Raw genomic sequence first — 20,426 nt, forward strand, 5'->3', positions numbered from 1 at the left:
ACGGCGATGTTCACCGTAGCCCTCGTGCTGGGCGTGGCCCTCGTGCTCGGCGTGGTGGCCTCCCAGCTGGCCGACCGGATCGGCGTTCCCGCCCTGGTCCTCTTCATCGGCGCGGGCATGCTCCTGGGGAGCGACGTCTCCGGCTGGATCTACTTCGACGACGCCAACGCGGCGCAGCTCATCGGCACGATTGCGCTGGTGGAGATCCTGTTCCAGGGCGGCCTGGAAACCGAGTGGAAGCAGATCAGGAAGGTGATTGTGCCGTCCGGGATCCTCGCGACCCTCGGCGTGGTCCTCACCAGCGGCCTGACGGCCCTCATCGCCTGGCGGGTGCTGGACATCCACTGGACCATGGCGCTCCTGATCGGCTCCATCGTGGGCTCCACCGACGCGGCCGCCACCTTTGCCGTGATCGGCAACTCCGACCTGCGGTCGCGCCTGAAGCACACGCTGGAGGCGGAGTCCGGCCTCAACGACCCGATGGCCATCTTTCTCACCACCGTGATGATCACGTGGATCACGGACGGGCCGCCCACCGCCCTGTCGGCCGTCGGCTTCCTGGTGTGGCAGATGGGCCTCGGCGTTGCGGGCGGTCTTGCCGCGGGGTGGATCATGAAGAAGCTGATGCCCCGCATCCGTTTCCAGGCGGCCGGCCTCTACCCCATCCTGCTCACCGGCGTGGCGTTCACCATCTTCGCCATCGTCTCGCTGCTCGGCGGCAGCGGGTATCTGGCAGTCTACATCCTGGGCATCTACCTGGCCACGCTGGAGATCCCCTACCGGCAATCGGTCTTCCGCTTCCACGACGGCATGGCCTGGCTCGCCCAGATCGTGATGTTCACGGTCCTGGGGCTGCTGGTCTTCCCGTCGCGGATGGGGCCGGTGGTGGTGCCGGGGCTGATCATCGCCCTGGGGCAGATCTTCCTCGCTCGCCCCCTGGCCGTCTGGCTCTGCACTCTCGGGCAGCGTTTCAACTGGCGGGAGTTCCTGGTGCTGGCCTGGTCGGGCCTGCGCGGGGCCGTGCCGGTCATCCTGGGCACCTATCCCCTGGTGGCCGGCGTGCCCAACAGCGACATGATCTTCCACGTGGTCTTCTTCGTGGTGCTGGTCTCCGCCACGCTGCAGGGCTCCACGATCTCCTGGGTGGCCGAGAAGCTGGGGCAACTGGTGGCCGGCGAGCCGCCCCGTCCGGTGCGGCTCGAGCTTCTGGCGATGGAGCGGCTGAACGCGGACATGCTGGAGGTGGAGCTGAACGAAGCCTCCCGGGCCACCGGCAAGCGGCTGGCCGAGCTCAATCTGCCCGAGCACTGCACGGTGAGTGCGATCTACCGGGAGGGGCGCGTGGTGGCCCCGCGCGGCCACACCAAACTGATGGCGGGCGACGTGCTCTTTGTGCTGGCGCCGAAGGACTCGAGCCACAAGGTGGAGGAGTTGTTGGTTGGGGAAACCTGAAGGCAGGAGAGTGCGGGCGGAGGGCGAAACTAAATAAAGTTTGGCCTGCCCATCTGTGAGGGATCTGCACGGCTGGCGCAGGAACTGTGCAGCGAAGGAGCAGCGTACACAGGAGGGAGACGTTCATCATGTCCGAAGCACGTACGGTGGTCATCAACGTCAGTGCTCGCCATGTGCACCTCAGCCCGGAGCATCTCGAGGCGCTGTTCGGGCCTGGGTACCAGCTCACGGTCAAGAAGCAGCTCGTCCAGCCCGGCCAGTTTGCGGCCGAGGAGACCGTGGCAGTGATCGGCCCGAAGGGCTCGTTCCCGCGGGTCCGGGTGCTGGGGCCGGTGCGCGGTAACACCCAGGTGGAGATTTCGGCCACCGACGCCCGCACCCTGGGGGTGCCGGCAGTGGTGCGCCTGAGCGGCAACATTGCGGGCACGCCCGGCATCATCCTGGAGGGGCCCAAGGGCCGCGTGGAGATCAAGGAGGGCGTGATCGTGGCCGCCCGCCACATCCACATGACCCCCGCCGACGCCGCACAGTACGGCGTGAAGGACAAGCAGGTGGTCCGGGTGAAGACCAACGGCACCCGCCCGCTCACCTTCGACGACGTGATCGTCCGGGTGCGCGACGACATGGCCCTCGAGATGCACATCGACACCGACGAGGCCAACGCCGCCGGGCTGAAGGACGGCGACATCGGCGAGATCCTGCTCTAGCCTTTGCGTCTGAGACTACCGCCCTGTGGCCATGCCACAGGGCGGTGTGTTCGCGTGCTCCGCCTCGGGGGCAGGGAGGGAGGTGGGGCGCAGTGCGCACGGTGGTGAGCTTCGTCACCGCGCGGGGGTAAGACTATCCGGTAACATGGTGTTCCCAACCGGGTACCATCACGGCAAGGAGGTTTGACGATGCGCATTGCCATTCCGCTGGCCGGCGACCAGGTGGCGCCGCACGTGGGCCACTGCCCGCGCTACCTCATCGCTGACGTGGAGGACGGGAAGGTGGCCCGAACCGAGGAGGTGACCAACCCCGGCCACGGTCCCGGTGGCCCGCCGCCGGTCTTCCTCGCCGACCAGGGCGTCGACCTGGTGCTCGCCTGGGGCATTCCCGAGCACGCCCGGGAGATGTTCCGGCGGCGGGGCGTCGAGTTCATCGTGGGCTGCAACGGAAGCGCCCGGCAGGTGCTGCAGGACTACCTGGCCGGAACCCTGAAGCTGACCGACGAGGGCCTGTTCGGTGACGGCAGCAAGTGCCACTCGTCACGAGGAGTGGCAGGAGAACCCAGCGCCCGTCGAGAAAGGGAGGGGTAGACCCCAGGCGGATCCGCGAGGAGGCCCTGTCGTGACGAAGGCTGAGATGTACCTGAACTTCTTGAAGGAAGAGGGCTACGTACCCCGCTACGACGAGGACGGCGACATCGTGTTCAAGGTGGAGGGGCTTTCCTACCTGCTCTTCGCATCGGAGGACGACGAGCCGTACTTCCGGCTGGCATTGCCGTTCTTCTGGAAGATCGAGAGCCCCGAGGAGCACCAGCGGGCGCTGGCGGCGGCGTGTCGCGTCAACGCGGAGATCAAGGTGGTGAAGGTCTATCCGGTGGAGGATAAGGTGTGGGCCTCCGTCGAGATGCTCTTCAGCCCACCGGATGGCTTCAGGCCCGTCTTCGGCCGGGCGCTCCAGCTTCTCCGCCACGGGGTGAACTACTTTAGGGAGCTCATGCGCACGCCCGTGCAGTGAGGCGTGCCGGCCCGCCCGGCCGGGGCGGCGCCGCTACGGGTCGGCGCAGACGGGGGCGGGCCCGCAACGGAAGCAAGCGACCAGAAGGTGCACTTTCCCGGGCGTCACGTGCGGTGAGGCTACTGCCGGGCTATGGCTCCCGGAAAAGCTACCTCACGGGGCGGAGTGGAAAGTGCGCTTTCGCGTGTGCGGCCCCCGCGGCCTACTGGTGTCCGGATTCGGACAGGGGATAGACCTTTCGTTGACACCTGTCGTAGTCCATTGCTACACTGGGTAAGGATTTCGGCTATATCCGTGTGAAGCACCGCACGCCAGGCGTGCGGTGCCACGAACCATGCGATTGGAGGACGAGCAGTTCATGAAGCAGAAGGTCTGGCGGGTTCTGGCGGCGCTGATGGTGGCCGGCCTCCTGGCCGGATGCGGCGGCGCCCGACCGCAGAACGCATACAGCAAGCAGGAGCCCGCTCCGTCGGCGCCCGAGACCGTGGGCAGCCTGAAGATCGGCCTGATTCCCACCGTCGACTGCCTGCCTTTCTGGGTGGCCGAGAGCAAGGACTACTACCGCCAGCAGGGCGTTGACGTCGAGCTGGTCCGGTTCGCTTCGGCCACCGAGCGTGAGGCGGCCCTGGCCAGCGGTCAGATCGACGGCTCCCTGACGGACATCATGAATGCCGTGACCCTGTACACCAGTGGCACGCCGGTGGCGATCACCTCCATCAACCTGGGGGCCACCATCGAGGAGGGGCCGTTCGCCATTGTCTCTGCCCCGGGTTCGGGCATCACCCAGCCTGAGCAGCTGAAGGGCGTGGAGATCGCCATCGCCACCAACACCATCATCGAGTACGTCACCGAGAAACTGCTGCTGGAGAACGGCTTTACGCCCGCGGAAATCAAGACCGTCTCCATCCCGCAGATTCCCGTGCGGTTCCAGAACCTGATCAGCGGCACGGTGAAGGCGGCCACGCTGCCCGAGCCGCTCCTCTCCCTGGCGGTGCACAAGGGCGGCACCGTGGTCCTCACCGACGCCGAGGCGAAGCGCAACTACTCCCAGTCGGTCATCGTGTTCAGTGAGAAGGCCGTGAAGGAGAAGGCCGAGGCGATCCGGCGGTTCTTCGTGGCCTACAACCTGGCGGTCTTCGACATCGACCAGGAGCCCGAGGCGTACAAGGAGCTCCTGGCCACCGAGGCGAACCTGCCGGCGGAGATCAAGGACTCCTGGCAGGTGATTACCTTCTCGCCGGCCCAGGCGCCGGGGAAGGCAGAGGTGGAAGAGGTGGTGGAATGGCTTCTGTCCAAAGGCTACATCAAGGAGCGGGTGGCCTACGAGGACATCGTGAACACCACGCTCTATCCGCAGGCGCAGTCGCAGTGACGGGACGCGGCGAGTCCCCTGCCGCAGCGCCCATGATGATCACGGCGCGCCACGTGAGCTATGCCTACAAGGAGACGGTCGCCCTGCGCGACGTCTCCTTTGACCTGCCCATGGGGGAGACGCTGGCGGTGGTAGGCCCGTCGGGGTGCGGCAAGACCACCCTGCTGAGCCTGCTCGCCGGCCTCCTGCCCGTGACCAGCGGCGCGATTGCGGTGGGCGGCGCGCCGGTGCAGCCCCGCCGGCCGGGCACCGCGCTCATCCTGCAGGACTACGGGCTGCTCCCCTGGAAGACGGTGCGGGAGAACGTGGCCCTGGGATTGCGCATCCGGGGGCTGAAGCCCGACGGAGCTGACCGCGCCTTGCGCGAGGTGGGGCTCGCCGATCTGGCGGGGCGCTGGCCGCATCAGCTCTCCGGCGGCCAGAAGCAGCGGGTGGCGATCGCCCGGTCGCTGGCCCTGGAGCCCGACCTGCTCCTGATGGACGAGCCCTTCTCGGCGCTGGACGCCCTCACGCGCGAGGAGATGCAGGAGCTGCTGCTCTCCATCTGGCGCAAGCGCAAGACCAGCCTGGTGCTGGTGACCCACTCGATCCCCGAGGCGGTCTACCTGGGCCAGCAGATCCTGGTGCTCACGGCCCGCCCGGGCCGGGTGGCCGGCCTCTTCCGCAACCCGGCGGTGGGCGACCGGCGGGCCGCGGCCTTCCACGAGATGGTCAACCGCGTCCGCGATGCCCTCGAGCGGGGGGTGAATGGCGGTGCGTAAGTATCGCTGGTACCACTACGCCATCGCCCTGGCCATCCTGGCGGCGGGGTGGGAGGTGCTGGCCCGCGCCCTGGACGTCGCTGCGTTCCCCCGGCTGGGCGCGGCGCTTTCCTCGTTCATCGAGGGCGTGCGGCCCGGTGGCGAGCTGGTGGAGCACTTCCTCGCCTCCACCTACCGGGTACTGGCCTCCACTGTGATCTCTTTGGCGCTGGGGGTGCCGCTGGGGCTCTACCTCGGCCGCTCGGGCGGCCCCATCGGGGCGGTGCTTGTTTACCTCACCTACCCGGTGCCCAAGGTGGTCTTCCTGCCCGTGATCATGGTGCTGCTGGGCATCGGCGACACCTCGAAGATCTTCCTCATCACCCTGATCATCTTCTTCCAGATCCTCGTCACGGTGAAGGACGCCGCGGCCAGCGTGCCCAGCGGGCTGATTCGCTCCGTGCAGTCGCTGGGCGGCGGGGAGTGGGCGATCTACCGTCACGTGATCCTGCCCGCCACGCTGCCGGCCATCTTCACGGCCCTCAGGCTCTCCACCGGCACCGCGATCGCCGTTCTCTTCTTCGCCGAGACCTACGCCACGCGCACGGGGCTGGGCTCCTTCGTGTGGGACGCCCTGTCGCGGCTCGCTTATGATACGATGTTTGCCGGCGTGATGGCGATGGCCCTGATGGGGTTCGGGTTCTACGTGCTGCTGGACGCGACGGAGCGGCTCCTCTGCCCCTGGGCGGAGGCGCAGCGCTAACTTGACGGAGGAGGCGGTCTCATGGCCCCTGGCTACCAGCCCCCGGCCCCGGAGGAGAAGGAGCAGTACGTCCGGGAACTCTTCAACCAGATCGCCGAGCGGTACGACGCGATGAACCAGGTGATGTCGGCCGGCCAGTGGGAGCGGTGGCACCGGGAGTTCGTGAATCACACCCGCTTTCGCCCGGGTGACCACATCCTCGACGTGGCCTGCGGCACCGGCGACCTCACCCTGCTGGACGCGGCGCAGGTGGCGCCCAGCGGGCGGGTGATCGGCGTCGACATCTCCGAAGGAATGCTGGAGGTGGGCCGGCGCCGGGTCGCAGCCTCGCCGTATCAGCACATCATCACCCTGCAGGTGGGCAACGCCATGGACCTGCCCTTCCCCGACAACACCTTCGACGGGGTGACCATGGGCTGGGCGATGCGCAACGTCGCCTCGATCCCCCGAACCCTTGCGGAGATCTACCGGGTGCTCAAGCCGGGCGGCCGCTTCATCTGCCTCGAGGCGTCGAAGCCTTACAGCCGGGTGCTCCGGTTCGGCTTTTTCCTGTACTGGAAGACCTTCCTGCCGCTCATCGACTGGTTCGTGGTGAAGGCGGGCGGCCAGGCGAAGATCCGCCCCTACACCTACCTCTCCCACTCGCTCGACAACTACCCGTTCCCGGACGGGCTGGAAGACCTGTTCCGCCAGGCCGGGTTCAAGCAGACCGACTACCAGCTCCTGATGCTGGGTACGGTGGCCATTCACGTGGGCACCAAGCCTGTACCCTGATGCAGTTCCGCCCGGGACGCACGCGCCCCGGGCGGCGCCGCGTCACCGCGGTGCGGGGCTTGTCGTCACAATAATGCGCTATAATTTGGATGGGTTCCGAGTAAGGGTATGGAAGGAGATGTTGCACGTGTACGATGTGGCAGTAGTCGGTGCGGGACCTGCAGGCGCCAGCGCCGCAACGTTCACGGCGCGGGCCGGCCTCAAGACCCTGCTGGTGGACGCGGACCAGTCGATGACCCGCCGCGCCTGGATTCCCAATCACCTGGGCTTCCCCGAGGGCGTCGCGGGTCCCGATCTGGTGGACCGGGGCAAGGAGCAGGCGCAGAAGGCCGGCGCCGAGCTGGTGACGGCCAAGATCACCGCGCTGAACCGCGCCGGCGACGGGTTCCAGCTGAAGGCCGAGGACGGGCGTGAGTTCACCGCCCGTCAGGTGATCCTCTGCACGGGCCCGCTGTGCGACCTGGCCCGGGCGGCCGGCGCCGAGGTGGTGGCGGCGAAGGAGCCGCGCATGAAGGAGGCCGTGGTGGTCGACGCCAACGGCCAGACCCGCGTGCCGGGCCTCTGGGCGGCGGGCACGTGTGCCGGCGTGAGCGTGCACACCATCATCACCGCGGGCGACGGGGCTCGTGTGGCGATCAACCTGGTGAGCGCCGTCAAGGGCGCCCGCCATGTGGATCACGAAGTGATGCCGGCTTCGAAGTAGTCCTTCGGCGGTGCAGCGGGGCGGCTCACTGGGGGGGGGGCCGGCGGCCAGGGTGAGCCGCTCCGGTGCTTCCTGAGCGGTTCGGTCCGACCGCCGAACGCGTTTGGAGCCATTCCAGAATAGTGCCTCGAACGGATTGGCACGAACCGTCTACATCCGGTAGGGTAAAAGTATGTTCGGGTAGTCCGGCTTGACCACATGCGGGTCTTGCCGGTACACTGTCGGGCTAAAGGCGGACGGGCCTCCCCGGAGGCCACCCCATCCCCGACAAGGCGGAGTGAGAGACCGTCGTGAAGATCGTCATGGTCGGCTTGAACCACAGGACGGCTCCGGTCGAGGTGCGGGAGGCGCTGGCCGTGTCCGGTGCGGACGCGCCGACTGCGCTCACCCGGCTGCGCGGGCTGCCCGTCAGCGAGGGCGTGTTGCTCTCCACCTGCAACCGCACGGAGGTCTACGCCGTGGGCCGGGACGTGGCCGAATGTGAACGCGCACTGGTCGACTACCTGACCGGCCTGGCGGCAGACCTGCACGGGCGTTCGCTCTCCCGCGACGCGCTGGAGCCCTTTCTGTACCGGCGGCAGGGGCTGGCCGCGGTGGAGCACCTGTTCCGGGTGGCCGCGGGCCTCGACTCCATGATCCTGGGCGAGACCCAGATCCTCGGCCAGGTGCGTACCGCGCACCGCCAGGCGGCGCAGGCACAGACGGTGGGGAAGGTGATGCACCAGCTCTTCCACCAGGCGATTGCAGTGGGCAAGCGGGCGCAGACGGAGACGCGGATCGGCCAGAGTGCGGTCAGCGTGTCGTACGCCGCGGTGGAACTGGCCCGCAAGGTCTTCCAGACCCTCGAGGGGCGGCGCTGTCTCGCCATCGGCGCCGGGGAGACCGCGAAGCTGACGGTGCGCCACCTGCAGGCTGCCGGCGTGCGCGACCTGGTGGTGGCCAACCGGACGCTGGACAGGGCCGAGCGGCTTGCCCGCGAGATCAACGGCCGGGCCATGACCTTGGACGAGGTGCCCCGGGTGCTGTCCGAGGTGGACGTGGTCATCTCCTCCACCGGCGCGCCGGGATACGTGGTCACCCGCCAGCAGGTGGAGCAGGCGGTGCGGGCCCGGAGGGGGCGGCCCATCTTCCTGTTCGACATCGCCGTGCCGCGTGACATTGAGCCGGGCGTCGCTCACGTGGAGGGCGCGTTTCTCTACGACATTGACGATCTGGAGGCGGTGGTCACGGCCAACCTGGCCGAGCGGCAGCAGGAGGCCCGCAAGGTCGAGCGCATCATCGCCGAGGAGGTGGAGCGCTTCCGGCAGTGGGCCGCCTCGCTGGCCGTGGTGCCCACCATCCGGATGCTGCGGGAGAAGGTCGACGCGATCCGGGAACAGGAGCTGGCCCGCGCCTTCAACCGCCTGCCCGACCTGACCGAGCGCCAGCGGGAGGTCATCGCCGCCATGACGGTTTCGCTGGTGAACAAGATCCTGAACGCTCCCACCCAGCAGTTGAAAGGAATGGCGGGCGAGGGTGCGGCGGACGAGGCGATTCAGACGGTGAGCCGCCTCTTCGACCTCGGGCGGCCTGCGGGCCAGCCTGCCGTGGAGGGGGGAGGCTCGGGATGACGGCTGCGCTGGTCCTCCCGATGACGGGAAGTGCGGCAGCCCTCTACACGCTGACCGCACTGGCACACGCCACCCTCATCTTCCGGCGGGGGTTCGAGCGCCTGGCCAGCTGGTCGACCCGGATGGCGTGGACCCTCCATACGGCGGGCCTGGCGCTCCTGGTCACCCACACCGGCCGGGCGCCGGTCTACAGCCTCTTCGAGGTCTCCATGTTCCTGGCGTGGCTCCTGTTCACCCCTTACGTCTATCTCGAGTACGTGCACCGCAACCAGTCGGTGGGGGCCGTGCTCGCCCCCGTGGCGGCGGCGGTGCTGGTGACGGCGCTGGCGGCGCCCCGCCCGGCGGCGGATCCCTTCCCGGGCGTGCCGCCCCAGCAGCTCCTGGTCTGGCACGTCGGCATGACGCTGCTGGGCTATCTCTTTTTCCTGGCGGCCTTCGTGGCCGGGGCGCTCTACCTGGTGCAGGACCGCAACCTGCGCCGCAAGGCCTTCGGCCCCATCTACCACATGCTGCCCTCGCTGGAGTGGCTCGACCGGTCGGCCGGCCGCCTGGTGACGGTGGGGTTCGCCCTGCTGACGCTGGGCGTCGCGGCGGGAATCTCCTTTGCGCGGGTCACCTGGGGCACCTTCTGGCACGCCGATCCGAAGGTGCTGTTCACCCTGCTGCTGTGGCTGGTCTACGGCGGCTACCTTGCCCTGCGGCAGGTCCGCTGCTGGGGCGGCCGGCGGGCGGCCTGGTGGAGCGTGGCCGCCGGCGCGGCCGTGCTCTTTAACTACGTCTTCATCAACATGGCATCGAGTTCCCACCGCTTCTAATCTGCAGGGGGAGGCGGATCCGCCCGTGAGTCTGATACGGGTTGCCACCCGGGGTTCGCTGCTGGCGCTTACCCAGACCGGCTGGGTGATCGACCGGCTGAAGGAGGCCAATCCGGGCCTGGAGTTCGAGACGCAGGTCTTCAAGACCGTGGGCGACCGGGTGCTGGACCGGGCCCTGTCGCAGATCGGCGACAAGGGGCTCTTTACGAAGGAACTGGAGGAGGCCTTGCTGGATGGCCGGGCGGACTTGGCGGTGCACAGCCTGAAGGACCTGCCCTCCGATCTGCCGCCCGGGCTGGTGCTGGGCGCCGTGCCCGAGCGGGAGGACCCGCGCGACGTGGTGATCACCCGCGACGGCACCACCTTCGCTGACCTGCCGCCGGGTTCCCGGGTGGGCACCTCGAGCCTGCGCCGGGTGGCGCAGCTGAAGGCGCGGCGGCCGGACCTCACCTTCGTGCCCATCCGCGGGAACGTGGACACCCGCCTGAGGAAGCTGGGCGAAGGGCAGGTGGACGCCCTGGTAATGGCCGCCGCCGGGCTCCACCGGGCGGGCTTCGCCGACCGGATCACCGAGTACCTCGACCCGGAGGACTGCCTGCCGGCGCCGGGGCAGGGAGCCCTGGGCATCGAGATCCGGGCCGACGACGCCCGGATCGGGCAGGTGGTGGGCCGCATCCATCACCCCGAGACCGCCCTGGCGGTGATGGCTGAGCGGGCGGTGCTGGCGCGGCTGGAAGGGGGCTGCCAGGTGCCCATTGCCGCGCACGCCGTGGTGGAGGACGGCTGGCTGCAGGTGGAGGGGCTGATCGCCGCCCCTGACGGCTCCAGGGTGATCCGCCACGCCGCCGAGGGTGACGCCGGGCGCGCCCGGTCGCTGGGCACACAGGTGGCCGACTGGCTGCTGGATCACGGCGGCCGGGAGATCCTGAACGCGGCGCTGGGGCGGTAGTTCCGCCGGGCGCCGGGCAGCGCCCTGTGGCGGATGCCCGCTTCAACCGTGCGAGGACCTTGCTTGAGTGGGGGGTGGCACCGTGGTGGATCGCACCGCCGTACCCCTGCGGGGCCGGCGGATCCTCGTGCTGCGCGCCGGCGAGCAGGCGGGGCGGTTCGTCCGGTCCATCGAGGAACTGGGCGGCGAGGCCGTCGTCTACCCCGTCATCCAGATCGTGGACCCGCTGGACTGGGGGCCCCTGGACGAGGCCATCGCCCACCTGGAGCGTTACCGCTGGCTGGTGATCACCAGTGCCAACGGCGCGGTGCGCTTTGCCGCCCGCCTCGCCCGGGCGGGAAGGCGGGTGCCCGAGACGACCCGTGTGGTGGCCGTGGGCGCCGCGACGGCCGCGGCGCTGGAGGCGGCGTCCATCCGGGTGGACCGGATGCCGCAGCGCTTCGTCGGCCGGGCGATCCCGGAGGCCCTGGCCGGCGACCTGGGGCCCGGCGACCGGGTGCTGCTGGCGCGGGGCGACCTGGCCAACCCGGCTCTGGCCGCCGAGCTGGCGGCCATGGGTGCCGTGGTCGACGATCTGGTGGCCTACCGGAACGTTCCCGCCGGAGGAGACGCGGCGGGGCTCAGGGCCCGTCTGCAGGCGGGCGAGATCGATTACGTCGCCTTCACCTCCGGCTCCACGGTCCACAACCTGATGGACCAGCTGGGCGGGCCGGCAGCTTTGGGCCGGGCCCGCGTGGCCTGCATCGGGCCCGAGACGGCGGCCGTGGCCCGGTCCCGTGGCCTGCCCGTCCACTGCGAGGCCGAGCCCCACACGCTGGAGGGGCTGCTCCGGGCGATCGTTCATGATGCGGAAAAGGAGGCCGGTGCGCGATGAGCCACCCGAATGGGTACCCCACCGTGCGCCTGCGCCGGCTGCGCCTCAGCGAGACGGCGCGGCGGCTGGTGCGGGAGAACCGCGTGTGCTGTGACGACCTGATTTACCCGCTCTTCGTGGTCGCGGGCAGGGGGGTGCGGCGCGAGATCCCGTCGCTGCCCGGAAACTACCACTGGTCGGCCGACACCATCCTCTACGAGGTCGAGGAGATGCTGAAGCTCGGCATCCGGGCGGCGCTGCTCTTCGGGCTCCCCGAGTCGAAGGACGAGCTGGGCTCAGGGGCCTACGACCCGCACGGCGTGGTGCAGGAGGCCATCCGGTCCATCAAGGCCCGCTTCCCCGAGGCCTACCTCATCACCGACGTCTGCCTCTGCGAGTACACCTCCCACGGCCACTGCGGGATCGTGCGGGGCGACACGGTGGACAACGACCCGACCCTCGCGCTGCTGGCCCGGACGGCGCTCTCCCATGTGGAGGCGGGGGCCGACATGGTGGCCCCGTCCGACATGATGGACGGCCGGGTGGGCGCCATCCGCTCGGCCCTGGACGAGCGTGGCTTCCAGCACGTGCCCATCATGGCCTACTCCGCCAAGTACGCCTCGGCCTACTACGGGCCGTTCCGGGCGGCGGCCGACTCGGCGCCGGCATTCGGCGACCGGCGAGCATACCAGATGGACCCGCCCAACGCCCGGGAGGCCCTGCGCGAGGTGGAGCTGGACATCCTGGAGGGCGCGGACATCGTGATGGTGAAGCCCGCCCTCGCCTACATGGACGTCATCTACCGGGTGCGGCAGGCCTTCGACCTGCCCGTGGCCTGCTACAACGTCTCGGGCGAGTTCGCCATGGTGAAGGCGGCGGCCGCCCAGGGGCTCATCGACGAGCGGCGCATCGTGATGGAGACGATGGCCGGCTTCAAGCGGGCCGGTGCGGACATCATCATCACCTACCACGCCAAGGACGTGGCCCGCTGGCTGAAGGAAGAGGAATAGCGGCGAAGGCGGAAGCAGAAGGCCCGCCCCCACGACGGGGACGGGCCTTTTTCTGTGTCGGTGGCGGAGACCGGCGTCTACTCCCCGGGCTCCGAGGGCAGCCCGGGCGGGGAGTTGCCCTCCGGCCTGGCGAACGCGTGCTGCACGTAGTTGTTCTTGCTGAAGTTGGTGCTCCTGGCAATCACGTTGCCGTACAGAACCGAGTTGTTCATGCCCCGGAACTCGGCGCCGGTGTGGATGAAGGCATGCACCTCCGTGTTCTGGGCGAACTCCACGTTCCCGCTGGCGACGAGGCCGACGGGGCAGTAGGTGCCGGCGCCGCAGCCCAGCCTGGCGTTGTTGGCGACCGTGATCCCGCCGGTGGCGACGAACGTGACCGGCCCGTGGATGTCGAGGCGGGTGTTGTTCTTCACGAGCAGGTTCCCGTCCACATAGATAACCGTGGGCTCCATGTAGCGGATGGTTCCGCTGAGTTCCACCGTGGCAGACGAGAGTTCCCTGCACAACACCCCGTCGGGCGCCCGGGTGCACTCCGATGTCTGCTCCGCGCCGCCCTTCTGCACCCACCACTCGGACGCCCGGGCCTTCAGGCCCTCCAGGCTGACCGCCGGCGGCCTGACCTGCGCGTCGGTGGGACCGGATCCGCAGGGGCCCGGGTGCCCCGGTGCGCAGTACCCGCCCTGGACGATCGCGTTGTCGCGGATGTCGACGCCGGTGGACGAAGCGACCACGCCGCTGCCCGACACGGTCTTGCACGGCGATCGCTTGTTCCCGCTCCGGGTCTGGCCCCAGATGGTGGCGTTGTTCTTGATGGTCACCTGGCCGGTGGTGACGATGTCGCCGCAGATGGCGGCGTTGTTCCTGATGTCCACCGGGCCGTCGGCCCAGATGGCATACTTGAACGTCAACGGCCAGTCGCCACCGGGCTCGGTTCCGCCCGGACCCTCGCCGCCGGGATCGACCCCGCCGGGGTGGCCACCCCCGGAGTCCCCGCCGCCGGGCCCTCCGGGTTCCTCCCCGCCCGGATCGCCCCCGCCGGGATCCTGGGGGTCCGGCAGCGGCCAGTAGAGCGTCTCCCCCAGCGTGCGCCGCTCCTGGCTCCGCCCGCGGGCCGCCGTGCCCGTGGACCGGACCAGCAGGAAATCGCCTTCCCGGTCCACCCGCACCGTGTAGGAGGCGGTGGTGAGTTCGGGGTCGAGATGGGCCGCATGGATGTAGGTGCGGCCTCCGTCCTCCAAGTCGGGCGGGTTGGCGGCCACCCGCTCCACACCGGCCCTGGCCAGGTAGAGCGCCTGCTCGGAACGGATGGCCGTGTCGGCGGTGCGCACGGCGCTGTTGGCCTGGGCCGCGGTGGCCGCGCCCAGAATCGCCATCACCGCCAGCGCGATCAGGGCGGTAACCAGCACGTAACCGCTCTCCGCGGAGTGTAGACGCCTGAACATCCTGATCCTCCTGTCCGTGTCCCTTTGCCGTGTCTAGCGCCAGACCCATGTGATGATGATGGAGAGCAGGATGATCAGGAAAAACAGCCCGGCCACACGCACCATGGACATGCAGCCGGCCTGGAGGGCGGCGTCCTGCTCGGGGGTGCCGCGGTCGGCGTCATCGCCCATCTCGGCGAGTTCCCTGAGCTCCCGCTCCTCCCGGGTTTCGATGCGGCCCGGTTTGCCCCGCAGCTTCACCCGCCGGGTCACCCGGAACCGCCGCGGCTTCTCCGTCGGGGCGTTGCCCCCATTGCGCTGATCCTCCATCTGAACCTCGCTCACCCCGTGTGCACACTTGCCCTAATGGTTCGGTGTTTCGCCGTTCATTTCCTCCAAATGTCGAGTCTTGGCGATGGAGGAATGCGTCTACCGTATGAAGCACTCATACATTCATTAACTAGTTAGAACGAGGCTTTTCCAGGAAGTGAACTGGTTGACCAGAGCACGCGGCAGTATGCGTTTGGGCGACATTCTGGTGAGCACCGGGCGGATCACCCATGACCAGCTCCAAGGGGCGCTGCAGGAGCAGAAGGCGAGCGGTGAGCGGCTCGGATCCGTGCTCATCCGGCTCGGTTACGTGACGGAGTTCGACATGGCGAGCGTCCTGGCCGAGCAGCTGGGCTATCCCTTCATCCCCAACCCTGCCGCGGAGATCGACCCGGACGTGGTCCCTCTGGTCAGCGAGGAGACGGCCAAGCAGTACCAGGCGGTGCCGGTCCGCATGGAGGGGAGCGGCCTGGTGGTGGCCATGGCTGACCCGCTGAACTTCCTGGCGATCGACGACATCAGCCTGGCCTGCGGCCGGCGCGTGAAGCCGGCCGTGTCACCCGGGAAGGCCATCCAGCGGGCGCTGATTCGCGCCTACACGGGCAGGGGCCCAGCCGAAGAGGTCCCGGAGACGGCTGGGCCGGCGGAGCCGACCATCCAGACCTACGACCTGGAGGAGGCCGAAGACTCCGCCGTCGTGCGCCAGGTGAACGGCCTGCTGGCCCAGGCGCTGAGTCTGCGGGCCACCGACATCCACATCGAGCCTTCGGAGCAGCAGGTGCGGGTGCGCTTCCGGGTGGACGGGCAACTTCAGCCCGGCCCCACCTTTGTCCGCCAGGCCTATCCCGCCATCCTTTCGCGTCTCAAGGTCATGGCGGGCATGGACATCGCCGAGCGCCGCCTGCCCCAGGACGGCCGCATTGAGGTGGAGATCCAGGGGCGCCGCCTGGACCTGCGCGTGGGCACGGTACCCACGGTCTACGGAGAGAAGGTCGCAATCCGCATCCTCGACCAGTCCACGGCCCTGCTGGGGTTGGGCGAGCTGGGCATCAGCCCCGACATCCTCCCCGAGGTCCGGCGGCTTCTGGCCAAGCCTTACGGCCTGTTCCTGGTGACGGGCCCCACCGGCAGCGGCAAGTCCACCACCCTGCTGGGCGCACTGACGGAGCTGAACGATTCGTCCCGGCAGATCCTCACCATCGAGGATCCGGTCGAGTACCACATCGAGGGCATTAACCAGGTGCAGGTGAACCCCAAGGCGGGGCTCACGTTCGCTGCCGGCATGCGGGCCTTCCTGCGGCAGGACCCGGACGTGATGATGGTCGGCGAGATCCGCGACAAGGATACCGTGGACGTGGCCATCCGGGCGGCGCTGACCGGCCACCTCGTCCTCTCCACCCTGCACACCAACTCCGCCGCCGCCGCGCCCAGCCGCCTGATCGACATGGGAGCGGAGCCGTTCCTGCTGGCCTCGGCGCTCTCGGGCGTGTTGGCGCAGCGGCTGGTGCGGAAGCTCTGCCAGCGGTGTAAGCAGCCGTACACCCCGGAGTACGAAGACCCGGACTACTTGGTCCTGGAGGCCGAAGGGCTGGCCGGCGCGACGCTGTACCGGCCGGGCGGCTGCAGCTACTGTGACAACACCGGCTACGTCGGGCGCACGGCCGTCGCCGAGCTGATGGTCATCCGCGGCGACCTGCGCCGGCTGATCGCCCGGCGGGCGACCAGCGCCGAGATCGAGGCGGCCGCGCGCGGAGCGGGCATGCGCTCCCTCTGGCGGGACGGCCTGGAGAAGGCCCTGAGGGGGATCACGACGCTGGAGCAGGTCAGGCGCGTGGCGCTGGCGGAGGAGTGACGAGGAGATGGAGTTCGCCTACCGTGCGCGCGACCGGTCCGGCCACCTGCGTGAGGGCACCCTGAGCGCCGCCGACCGGGCGGCCGCCCTGGACCGCCTCCGGCGGATGGACCTGTTCGTGGTGGCGCTGGATGATCGAAAGACGGGGCGCTTCAGCCTCGAGGCCGAGTTGAGCCTGGGCGGGCCCCGGAAGGTGCCCGTCCGGGATCTGGCCAACTTCTGCGGCCAGCTCTCGGGCCTGCTGAAGGCCGGCGTCCCGGTGCTCCAGGCGCTGGACGTGCTGGCGGGCCAGTTCGAGCGCCAGCCGCTGGGGAAGGTTCTGCGGTCGGTCATCGCGTCGGTCGAGGGCGGCAACAGCCTGAGCCAGGCGATGCGGGAGCAGGAGCATTACCTGCCGTCGTCGCTGATCTTCATCACGGCGGTGGCGGAGACCTCTGGCAGCCTCGACTCCAGCTATGCGCTCCTTGCCCAGCACTACGAACAGGAGGATAATTTCGCGGCCAGGATCAGGTCGGCGCTCACCTATCCGGCCGTGGTGCTGACGGTAGCCCTGTGCGTGATCCTCTTCATGGTGACCGTGGTGCTCCCCGCCTACGGCAGCCTCTTCGCCCAGATGGGGGCGGAGTTTCCCACCTCCACCCGGATCCTGATGCGGTTCGGCGAGGCCGTGCGGCAGTTCTGGTACCTGGCGCCGCTGGTGGTGCTGCTGCCGGTGTGGCTCATCCGGCTCCTCTTCCGCCAGCGGGCCGTGGAGGCCGCCTGGCAGCGGCTCCTGCTCCGGCTGCCCTTCGTGGGCCCCATCGTCTACAAGCGGGAGATGAGCAGCCTCTGCCGCACGCTGGGCACGATGTCCCGCGCCGGCGTGCCCCTGCTGTCGGCGCTGGTCACGCTTCGTGAATCGACTCACAGTGCGCCCCTGAAGGAGGCCCTGACGGCGGTGCAGGAAGAGGTGAGGCGCGGTTACAGCTTCGGCCAGGCCCTGAAGCGGCAGCCCGTGTTCGACCGTTCCAGCGTGGAGATCATCAGCCTGGGCGAGGCGGCGGGCAAGCTGGACACGATGCTGTTTCGGGTGGCGGAGCTGACGGAGAAGGACGTAAACCGGCTCCTGGATCAGTTCACCAAGATCCTGGAGCCCATGCTCACGGTGGTGCTGGGCGGAATCGTGGTGTCCATCATCGTGCCGATGATCCTGCCCATGTTCGACCTCATTGGCAGAGTTAACTAATTACTTTTTTATAAAGATAAATTATTAACACGTGTAGAACATAGGCATACAATAAGTGTGTCTGCCGAAGCTATGGGAAAGGGTGGCGGAGGATGTTCAGTCGTCTCAGGCCAGGGGCGCGGAAGCAGGAAGGATTCACGCTGATTGAGCTCATCGTCGTGGTTGCGATTCTGGGGATTCTGGCGGCCGTGGTCACACCGCGGGTACTCAGCGCGCTGGAGAATGCCAAGAACACCACCTGGCCCTCTCGCTTGCAACGTACCTGCGCAGCTTCCTGGCCAACCGGCTCCCCGGTGACTTCACCGTGGAGCCGCTGAAGGATCCCGAGGGTCGCGTTCCGCTTTCGCACATGATCGCACTGGGCTTATCACTTCCGCCGGGGTTGTTCGCATGATCGACATCAACCTTCTCATCAAGCCTCCGCCCGGGGTGCGCTGGTGGCTCGTGGCACGCACTGTGGCCATCGTGGCCGCAGTGATGACGTCTGGCTTCGTGACCCTGCTCGGCCTGCTCCAGGTGCGGGATCTGAACGCCCAGATTGCCGAGCAGCAGGCGCTGGCCGAGTCCTATGAGGCGTTGGCCCACCGCCTTTCCCACGTGGAGGCCCGCCTCCAGGCCGTGCAGGCCGCCGGGGCCGAACTGGCGCACATCTCCCGCAACCAGCGGTCCAGCCAGGCTGCGATCCTGGCGCTGGTCCGCCCGCAGGCGGGGGAGGTGTGGCTCACCGACGTCCTGTTTGAGGCCGGCGAGAGCCGCACAGTGACGCTCGTCGGGCGGTCCCGCACCTTCGCCGCCGCCATGGGCTACCTGACCTCCCTGCGCGGTGAGCCGCAGTTCCGCACCGTCGCGGAGGTCGAACTGACCACCGACTCCACCGGGGACACGTTCTTCACGTACCTGGTGCGTCTCCGGGAGGAGGATGGGCCGTGAGGACGAAGCGGGAACGGGAACTGGTCTGGCTGTTGCTGGTCGTGCTGCTGGTGACCGTGCCGTACTATGTGTTTGACCAGCTCGCCCGGCCGAGGGCCCTCGCACTGCAGGCGGTGACGGAGCGCGTCGCCGCCGCACGCAGGCAGGTCCGGGCCGTGCGCAGGGCGCAGGAAGGACTCCGGGAGGCCGAGGCAGCCGCCACCGTGCCGCCGGCCCGCCTTCTGGGAGACCTCCCCTTCGCCGACGTGGAGCGGGAGCTCGGGCTTGTGGCGTCGGCCAGCGGCGCCGCCATTGAGCGTCTCAGCCTGTACGCGGGTGAGCCGCTCGAGCACGTGCCCTGGCTCCAGCCGTACCGGGCGGACGTGGTGGTGGGGGGCTCCTATGCCCAGTTCGTCGCCTTCCTGCGTTCCCTGGAGGAGCACGCCCTGCTGGTGGAGGTCCCGGACCTCATCCTCCAGCTCCCCTCCGACGGCAAGGACGAGCTGACCACCTCTCTCGAGCTGCACTTCTACCGCCAGGTTCAGGCCCAGCCGGCCGACACCGCGGCAGGGGCAGACGAGGGTAAGGCGGGATCAGCCGGAAGTGCGGCCGGGCCGTCCGAGGGTGAGGCGTCGCTTCCGGAGAATGAGGCCGAACCCGATGCCGAGTAACGCAACATCCGCGCCCCTTCGGGCGCGGATCAGGTTGATGACAAATCCCATCAGCGATGATTAGTGATGCATACCCATTCATCGCTATCTCTTGCGTCACCGCATCAACGGGCGGGATTCTGCGGCGACCGTCCGTTGTTTGGACTCGAATTATGTCGCGGCCGGGTGAAAGATGGTGCATGATTGGCCGGCATTCGGTCCATACCGTTCACTGAAACCGGCGGATGGCAGCGGGCGTCATATGGGTAAACAGCTGTTAGTTTGACCAGAAGCGGTTCTCACCGACGTGAGGGGGGGGAGTGACTTGTTGCGCTGGAGAATCCTCCCGGCTGTATTGGCCTTGATTGTCCTCAGTGGGTGCATGAGTAAATCTCATGACACCTTGGTTGCACCTGCCCCGGTAGAAAAGCCGTATGCGGCTTCACAACCCTCCGTTCCGTCCGAGCCTTCTCCCACAGCCGCAGCCAGGATCGTATCGACGTTCAGCCTAAACCCGTTGACGGGCTGGGCTGTGATACAGGGAGGTGCGACGTCCACGATTTTATTCACGGAAACGGGGGGGACCACATGGACTGCGTTATCTGCACCAGCCTTTAGTGTGGACCGGGTTGCCTTTGCCACCCCCGCCCATGGAGTCGCATCTGGCCGTTCCTGGGACTGCATCAATAGGGGGAGCCAGCGACCATGTGCCTTCTCTCTAGCTACCACTTGGGATGGTGGGGCTACGTGGGAGACCACCTGGACTCAGGAGATTACAGCAGATGTTCCCTCACCCACTGTCTTCACCGTAAACCTGCTCGATGACCAGAACGGATACGCTTGGCGGCAATCGCAAGCACCAGGCGATGGCTCGCTAATGCTGACCCATGATGGCGGGCGGAGTTGGAAGACACTACCGGAGCCTTCCCCTGATGTCGTCATCGACGGCGCCGTGTTCGTTGACAAGCGTCAAGGTTGGGTGGTGGGCCGCCGCTGTGACGGTAGCGCCTGCTCATATACGGTGTACCACACGGTGGACGGTGGTAGTACTTGGCGTCAACAGTTGACGGTAGAGTCTCTGATGAGACGCAACAGCAGTGTCCTCAGGTTTGTTGACGAAGACCACGGCTGGCTTCTGCTGGGGCCAGAAGGCGCCCGTTGCGGAATGCATGGATGTGCAGGTGCACTCTATCGCACCGTTGACGGAGGCAAGACGTGGGTGCTTGAAGACTGGATCATGGATGACCACCGACCCGAGGGAGAACGGCATGGTATT

General features: G+C 68.1%; 21 protein-coding genes. 19 read left to right on the forward strand and 2 right to left on the reverse strand.

Annotation, left to right across the window (positions count from 1 at the left end; translation table 11 throughout):
• The first annotated feature begins 6 nt into the window (after positions 1-6).
• The 14 genes from AB2385_RS01395 (at position 7) to hemB (ending at position 12,763) form a co-directional block, all read left to right on the forward strand.
• Positions 7-1,452: a potassium/proton antiporter gene (locus tag AB2385_RS01395; protein ID WP_367653123.1), complete on the forward strand. Its 1,446-nt coding sequence runs from the start codon at positions 7-9 to the stop codon at positions 1,450-1,452.
• A gap of 128 nt (positions 1,453-1,580) precedes the next feature.
• On the forward strand, positions 1,581-2,159 hold the full coding sequence (gene pduL / locus AB2385_RS01400) for a phosphate propanoyltransferase (RefSeq protein WP_367653124.1): 579 nt from the start codon (positions 1,581-1,583) through the stop codon (positions 2,157-2,159).
• Positions 2,160-2,348: 189 nt separating this feature from the next.
• Entirely contained in the window at positions 2,349-2,750 is a 402-nt protein-coding gene (locus tag AB2385_RS01405; RefSeq protein ID WP_367653125.1) for a NifB/NifX family molybdenum-iron cluster-binding protein, read from the forward strand.
• Between the two features lie 31 nt (positions 2,751-2,781).
• The gene (locus AB2385_RS01410; RefSeq protein WP_367653126.1) at positions 2,782-3,174 is read left to right on the forward strand and encodes a hypothetical protein; all 393 of its coding nucleotides are present in this window, start codon (positions 2,782-2,784) and stop codon (positions 3,172-3,174) included.
• Positions 3,175-3,532: 358 nt separating this feature from the next.
• Complete coding sequence (locus tag AB2385_RS01415) at positions 3,533-4,546, forward strand: MetQ/NlpA family ABC transporter substrate-binding protein (RefSeq protein WP_367653127.1); 1,014 nt, start codon at positions 3,533-3,535, stop codon at positions 4,544-4,546.
• Positions 4,543-5,307: an ABC transporter ATP-binding protein gene (locus tag AB2385_RS01420; RefSeq protein WP_367653128.1), complete on the forward strand. Its 765-nt coding sequence runs from the start codon at positions 4,543-4,545 to the stop codon at positions 5,305-5,307. The genes AB2385_RS01415 and AB2385_RS01420 overlap by 4 nt, the downstream gene beginning before the upstream one ends.
• Positions 5,294-6,049, forward strand: coding sequence for an ABC transporter permease (locus AB2385_RS01425; RefSeq protein ID WP_367653129.1), 756 nt, complete (start codon positions 5,294-5,296; stop codon positions 6,047-6,049). The genes AB2385_RS01420 and AB2385_RS01425 overlap by 14 nt, the downstream gene beginning before the upstream one ends.
• Before the next feature lie 21 nt (positions 6,050-6,070).
• Complete coding sequence (gene ubiE / locus AB2385_RS01430; RefSeq protein ID WP_367653130.1) at positions 6,071-6,823, forward strand: bifunctional demethylmenaquinone methyltransferase/2-methoxy-6-polyprenyl-1,4-benzoquinol methylase UbiE; 753 nt, start codon at positions 6,071-6,073, stop codon at positions 6,821-6,823.
• Positions 6,824-6,941: 118 nt separating this feature from the next.
• On the forward strand, positions 6,942-7,526 hold the full coding sequence (locus AB2385_RS01435; RefSeq protein ID WP_367653131.1) for an FAD-dependent oxidoreductase: 585 nt from the start codon (positions 6,942-6,944) through the stop codon (positions 7,524-7,526).
• Positions 7,527-7,816: 290 nt separating this feature from the next.
• Positions 7,817-9,136 (forward strand): glutamyl-tRNA reductase, encoded by a 1,320-nt coding sequence (gene hemA, locus AB2385_RS01440; RefSeq protein ID WP_367653132.1) that lies wholly within the window; start codon positions 7,817-7,819, stop codon positions 9,134-9,136.
• The gene (locus tag AB2385_RS01445) at positions 9,133-9,951 is read left to right on the forward strand and encodes an inner membrane protein YpjD (protein ID WP_367653133.1); all 819 of its coding nucleotides are present in this window, start codon (positions 9,133-9,135) and stop codon (positions 9,949-9,951) included. The genes hemA and AB2385_RS01445 overlap by 4 nt, the downstream gene beginning before the upstream one ends.
• A gap of 25 nt (positions 9,952-9,976) precedes the next feature.
• Positions 9,977-10,900: a hydroxymethylbilane synthase gene (hemC, locus tag AB2385_RS01450; protein ID WP_367653134.1), complete on the forward strand. Its 924-nt coding sequence runs from the start codon at positions 9,977-9,979 to the stop codon at positions 10,898-10,900.
• Between the two features lie 82 nt (positions 10,901-10,982).
• Positions 10,983-11,774: a uroporphyrinogen-III synthase gene (locus tag AB2385_RS01455; RefSeq protein ID WP_367653135.1), complete on the forward strand. Its 792-nt coding sequence runs from the start codon at positions 10,983-10,985 to the stop codon at positions 11,772-11,774.
• Positions 11,771-12,763 carry a porphobilinogen synthase gene (hemB, locus tag AB2385_RS01460; protein ID WP_367653136.1) on the forward strand — a complete coding sequence of 331 codons (993 nt, stop codon included), beginning with the start codon at positions 11,771-11,773 and terminating at the stop codon, positions 12,761-12,763. Before AB2385_RS01455 ends, hemB begins: the two co-directional genes overlap by 4 nt.
• Positions 12,764-12,840: 77 nt before the next feature.
• On the opposite strand, the gene AB2385_RS01465 is transcribed toward hemB, so the two are convergent.
• Together AB2385_RS01465 and AB2385_RS01470 are read right to left on the reverse strand one after the other, a co-directional pair.
• Positions 12,841-14,205 (reverse strand): hypothetical protein, encoded by a 1,365-nt coding sequence (locus AB2385_RS01465; RefSeq protein WP_367653137.1) that lies wholly within the window; start codon positions 14,203-14,205, stop codon positions 12,841-12,843.
• Positions 14,206-14,238: 33 nt separating this feature from the next.
• Positions 14,239-14,529, reverse strand: coding sequence for a hypothetical protein (locus AB2385_RS01470; protein ID WP_367653138.1), 291 nt, complete (start codon positions 14,527-14,529; stop codon positions 14,239-14,241).
• 151 nt (positions 14,530-14,680) lie between these two features.
• On the opposite strand from AB2385_RS01470, the gene AB2385_RS01475 reads away from it, so the two are divergent.
• The 5 genes from AB2385_RS01475 to AB2385_RS01495 all read left to right on the forward strand — a co-directional run bounded on the left by AB2385_RS01475 (position 14,681) and on the right by AB2385_RS01495 (position 19,171).
• A complete protein-coding gene (locus AB2385_RS01475) occupies positions 14,681-16,366 on the forward strand; it encodes a GspE/PulE family protein (RefSeq protein ID WP_367653139.1) in 1,686 nt (561 codons plus the stop codon).
• Positions 16,367-16,373: 7 nt separating this feature from the next.
• Positions 16,374-17,591 (forward strand): type II secretion system F family protein, encoded by a 1,218-nt coding sequence (locus AB2385_RS01480; RefSeq protein ID WP_367653140.1) that lies wholly within the window; start codon positions 16,374-16,376, stop codon positions 17,589-17,591.
• Between the two features lie 92 nt (positions 17,592-17,683).
• A complete protein-coding gene (locus AB2385_RS01485) occupies positions 17,684-17,908 on the forward strand; it encodes a type II secretion system protein (RefSeq protein WP_367653141.1) in 225 nt (74 codons plus the stop codon).
• A 73-nt stretch (positions 17,909-17,981) separates the two neighbouring features.
• Positions 17,982-18,521: a PilN domain-containing protein gene (locus AB2385_RS01490; protein WP_367653142.1), complete on the forward strand. Its 540-nt coding sequence runs from the start codon at positions 17,982-17,984 to the stop codon at positions 18,519-18,521.
• Positions 18,518-19,171: a hypothetical protein gene (locus AB2385_RS01495; RefSeq protein WP_367653143.1), complete on the forward strand. Its 654-nt coding sequence runs from the start codon at positions 18,518-18,520 to the stop codon at positions 19,169-19,171. Before AB2385_RS01490 ends, AB2385_RS01495 begins: the two co-directional genes overlap by 4 nt.
• The last annotated feature ends 1,255 nt before the right edge of the window (positions 19,172-20,426 follow it).

This window comes from Symbiobacterium sp. (assembly GCF_040797425.1).
GTDB lineage: Bacteria > Bacillota > Sulfobacillia > Symbiobacteriales > Symbiobacteriaceae > Symbiobacterium.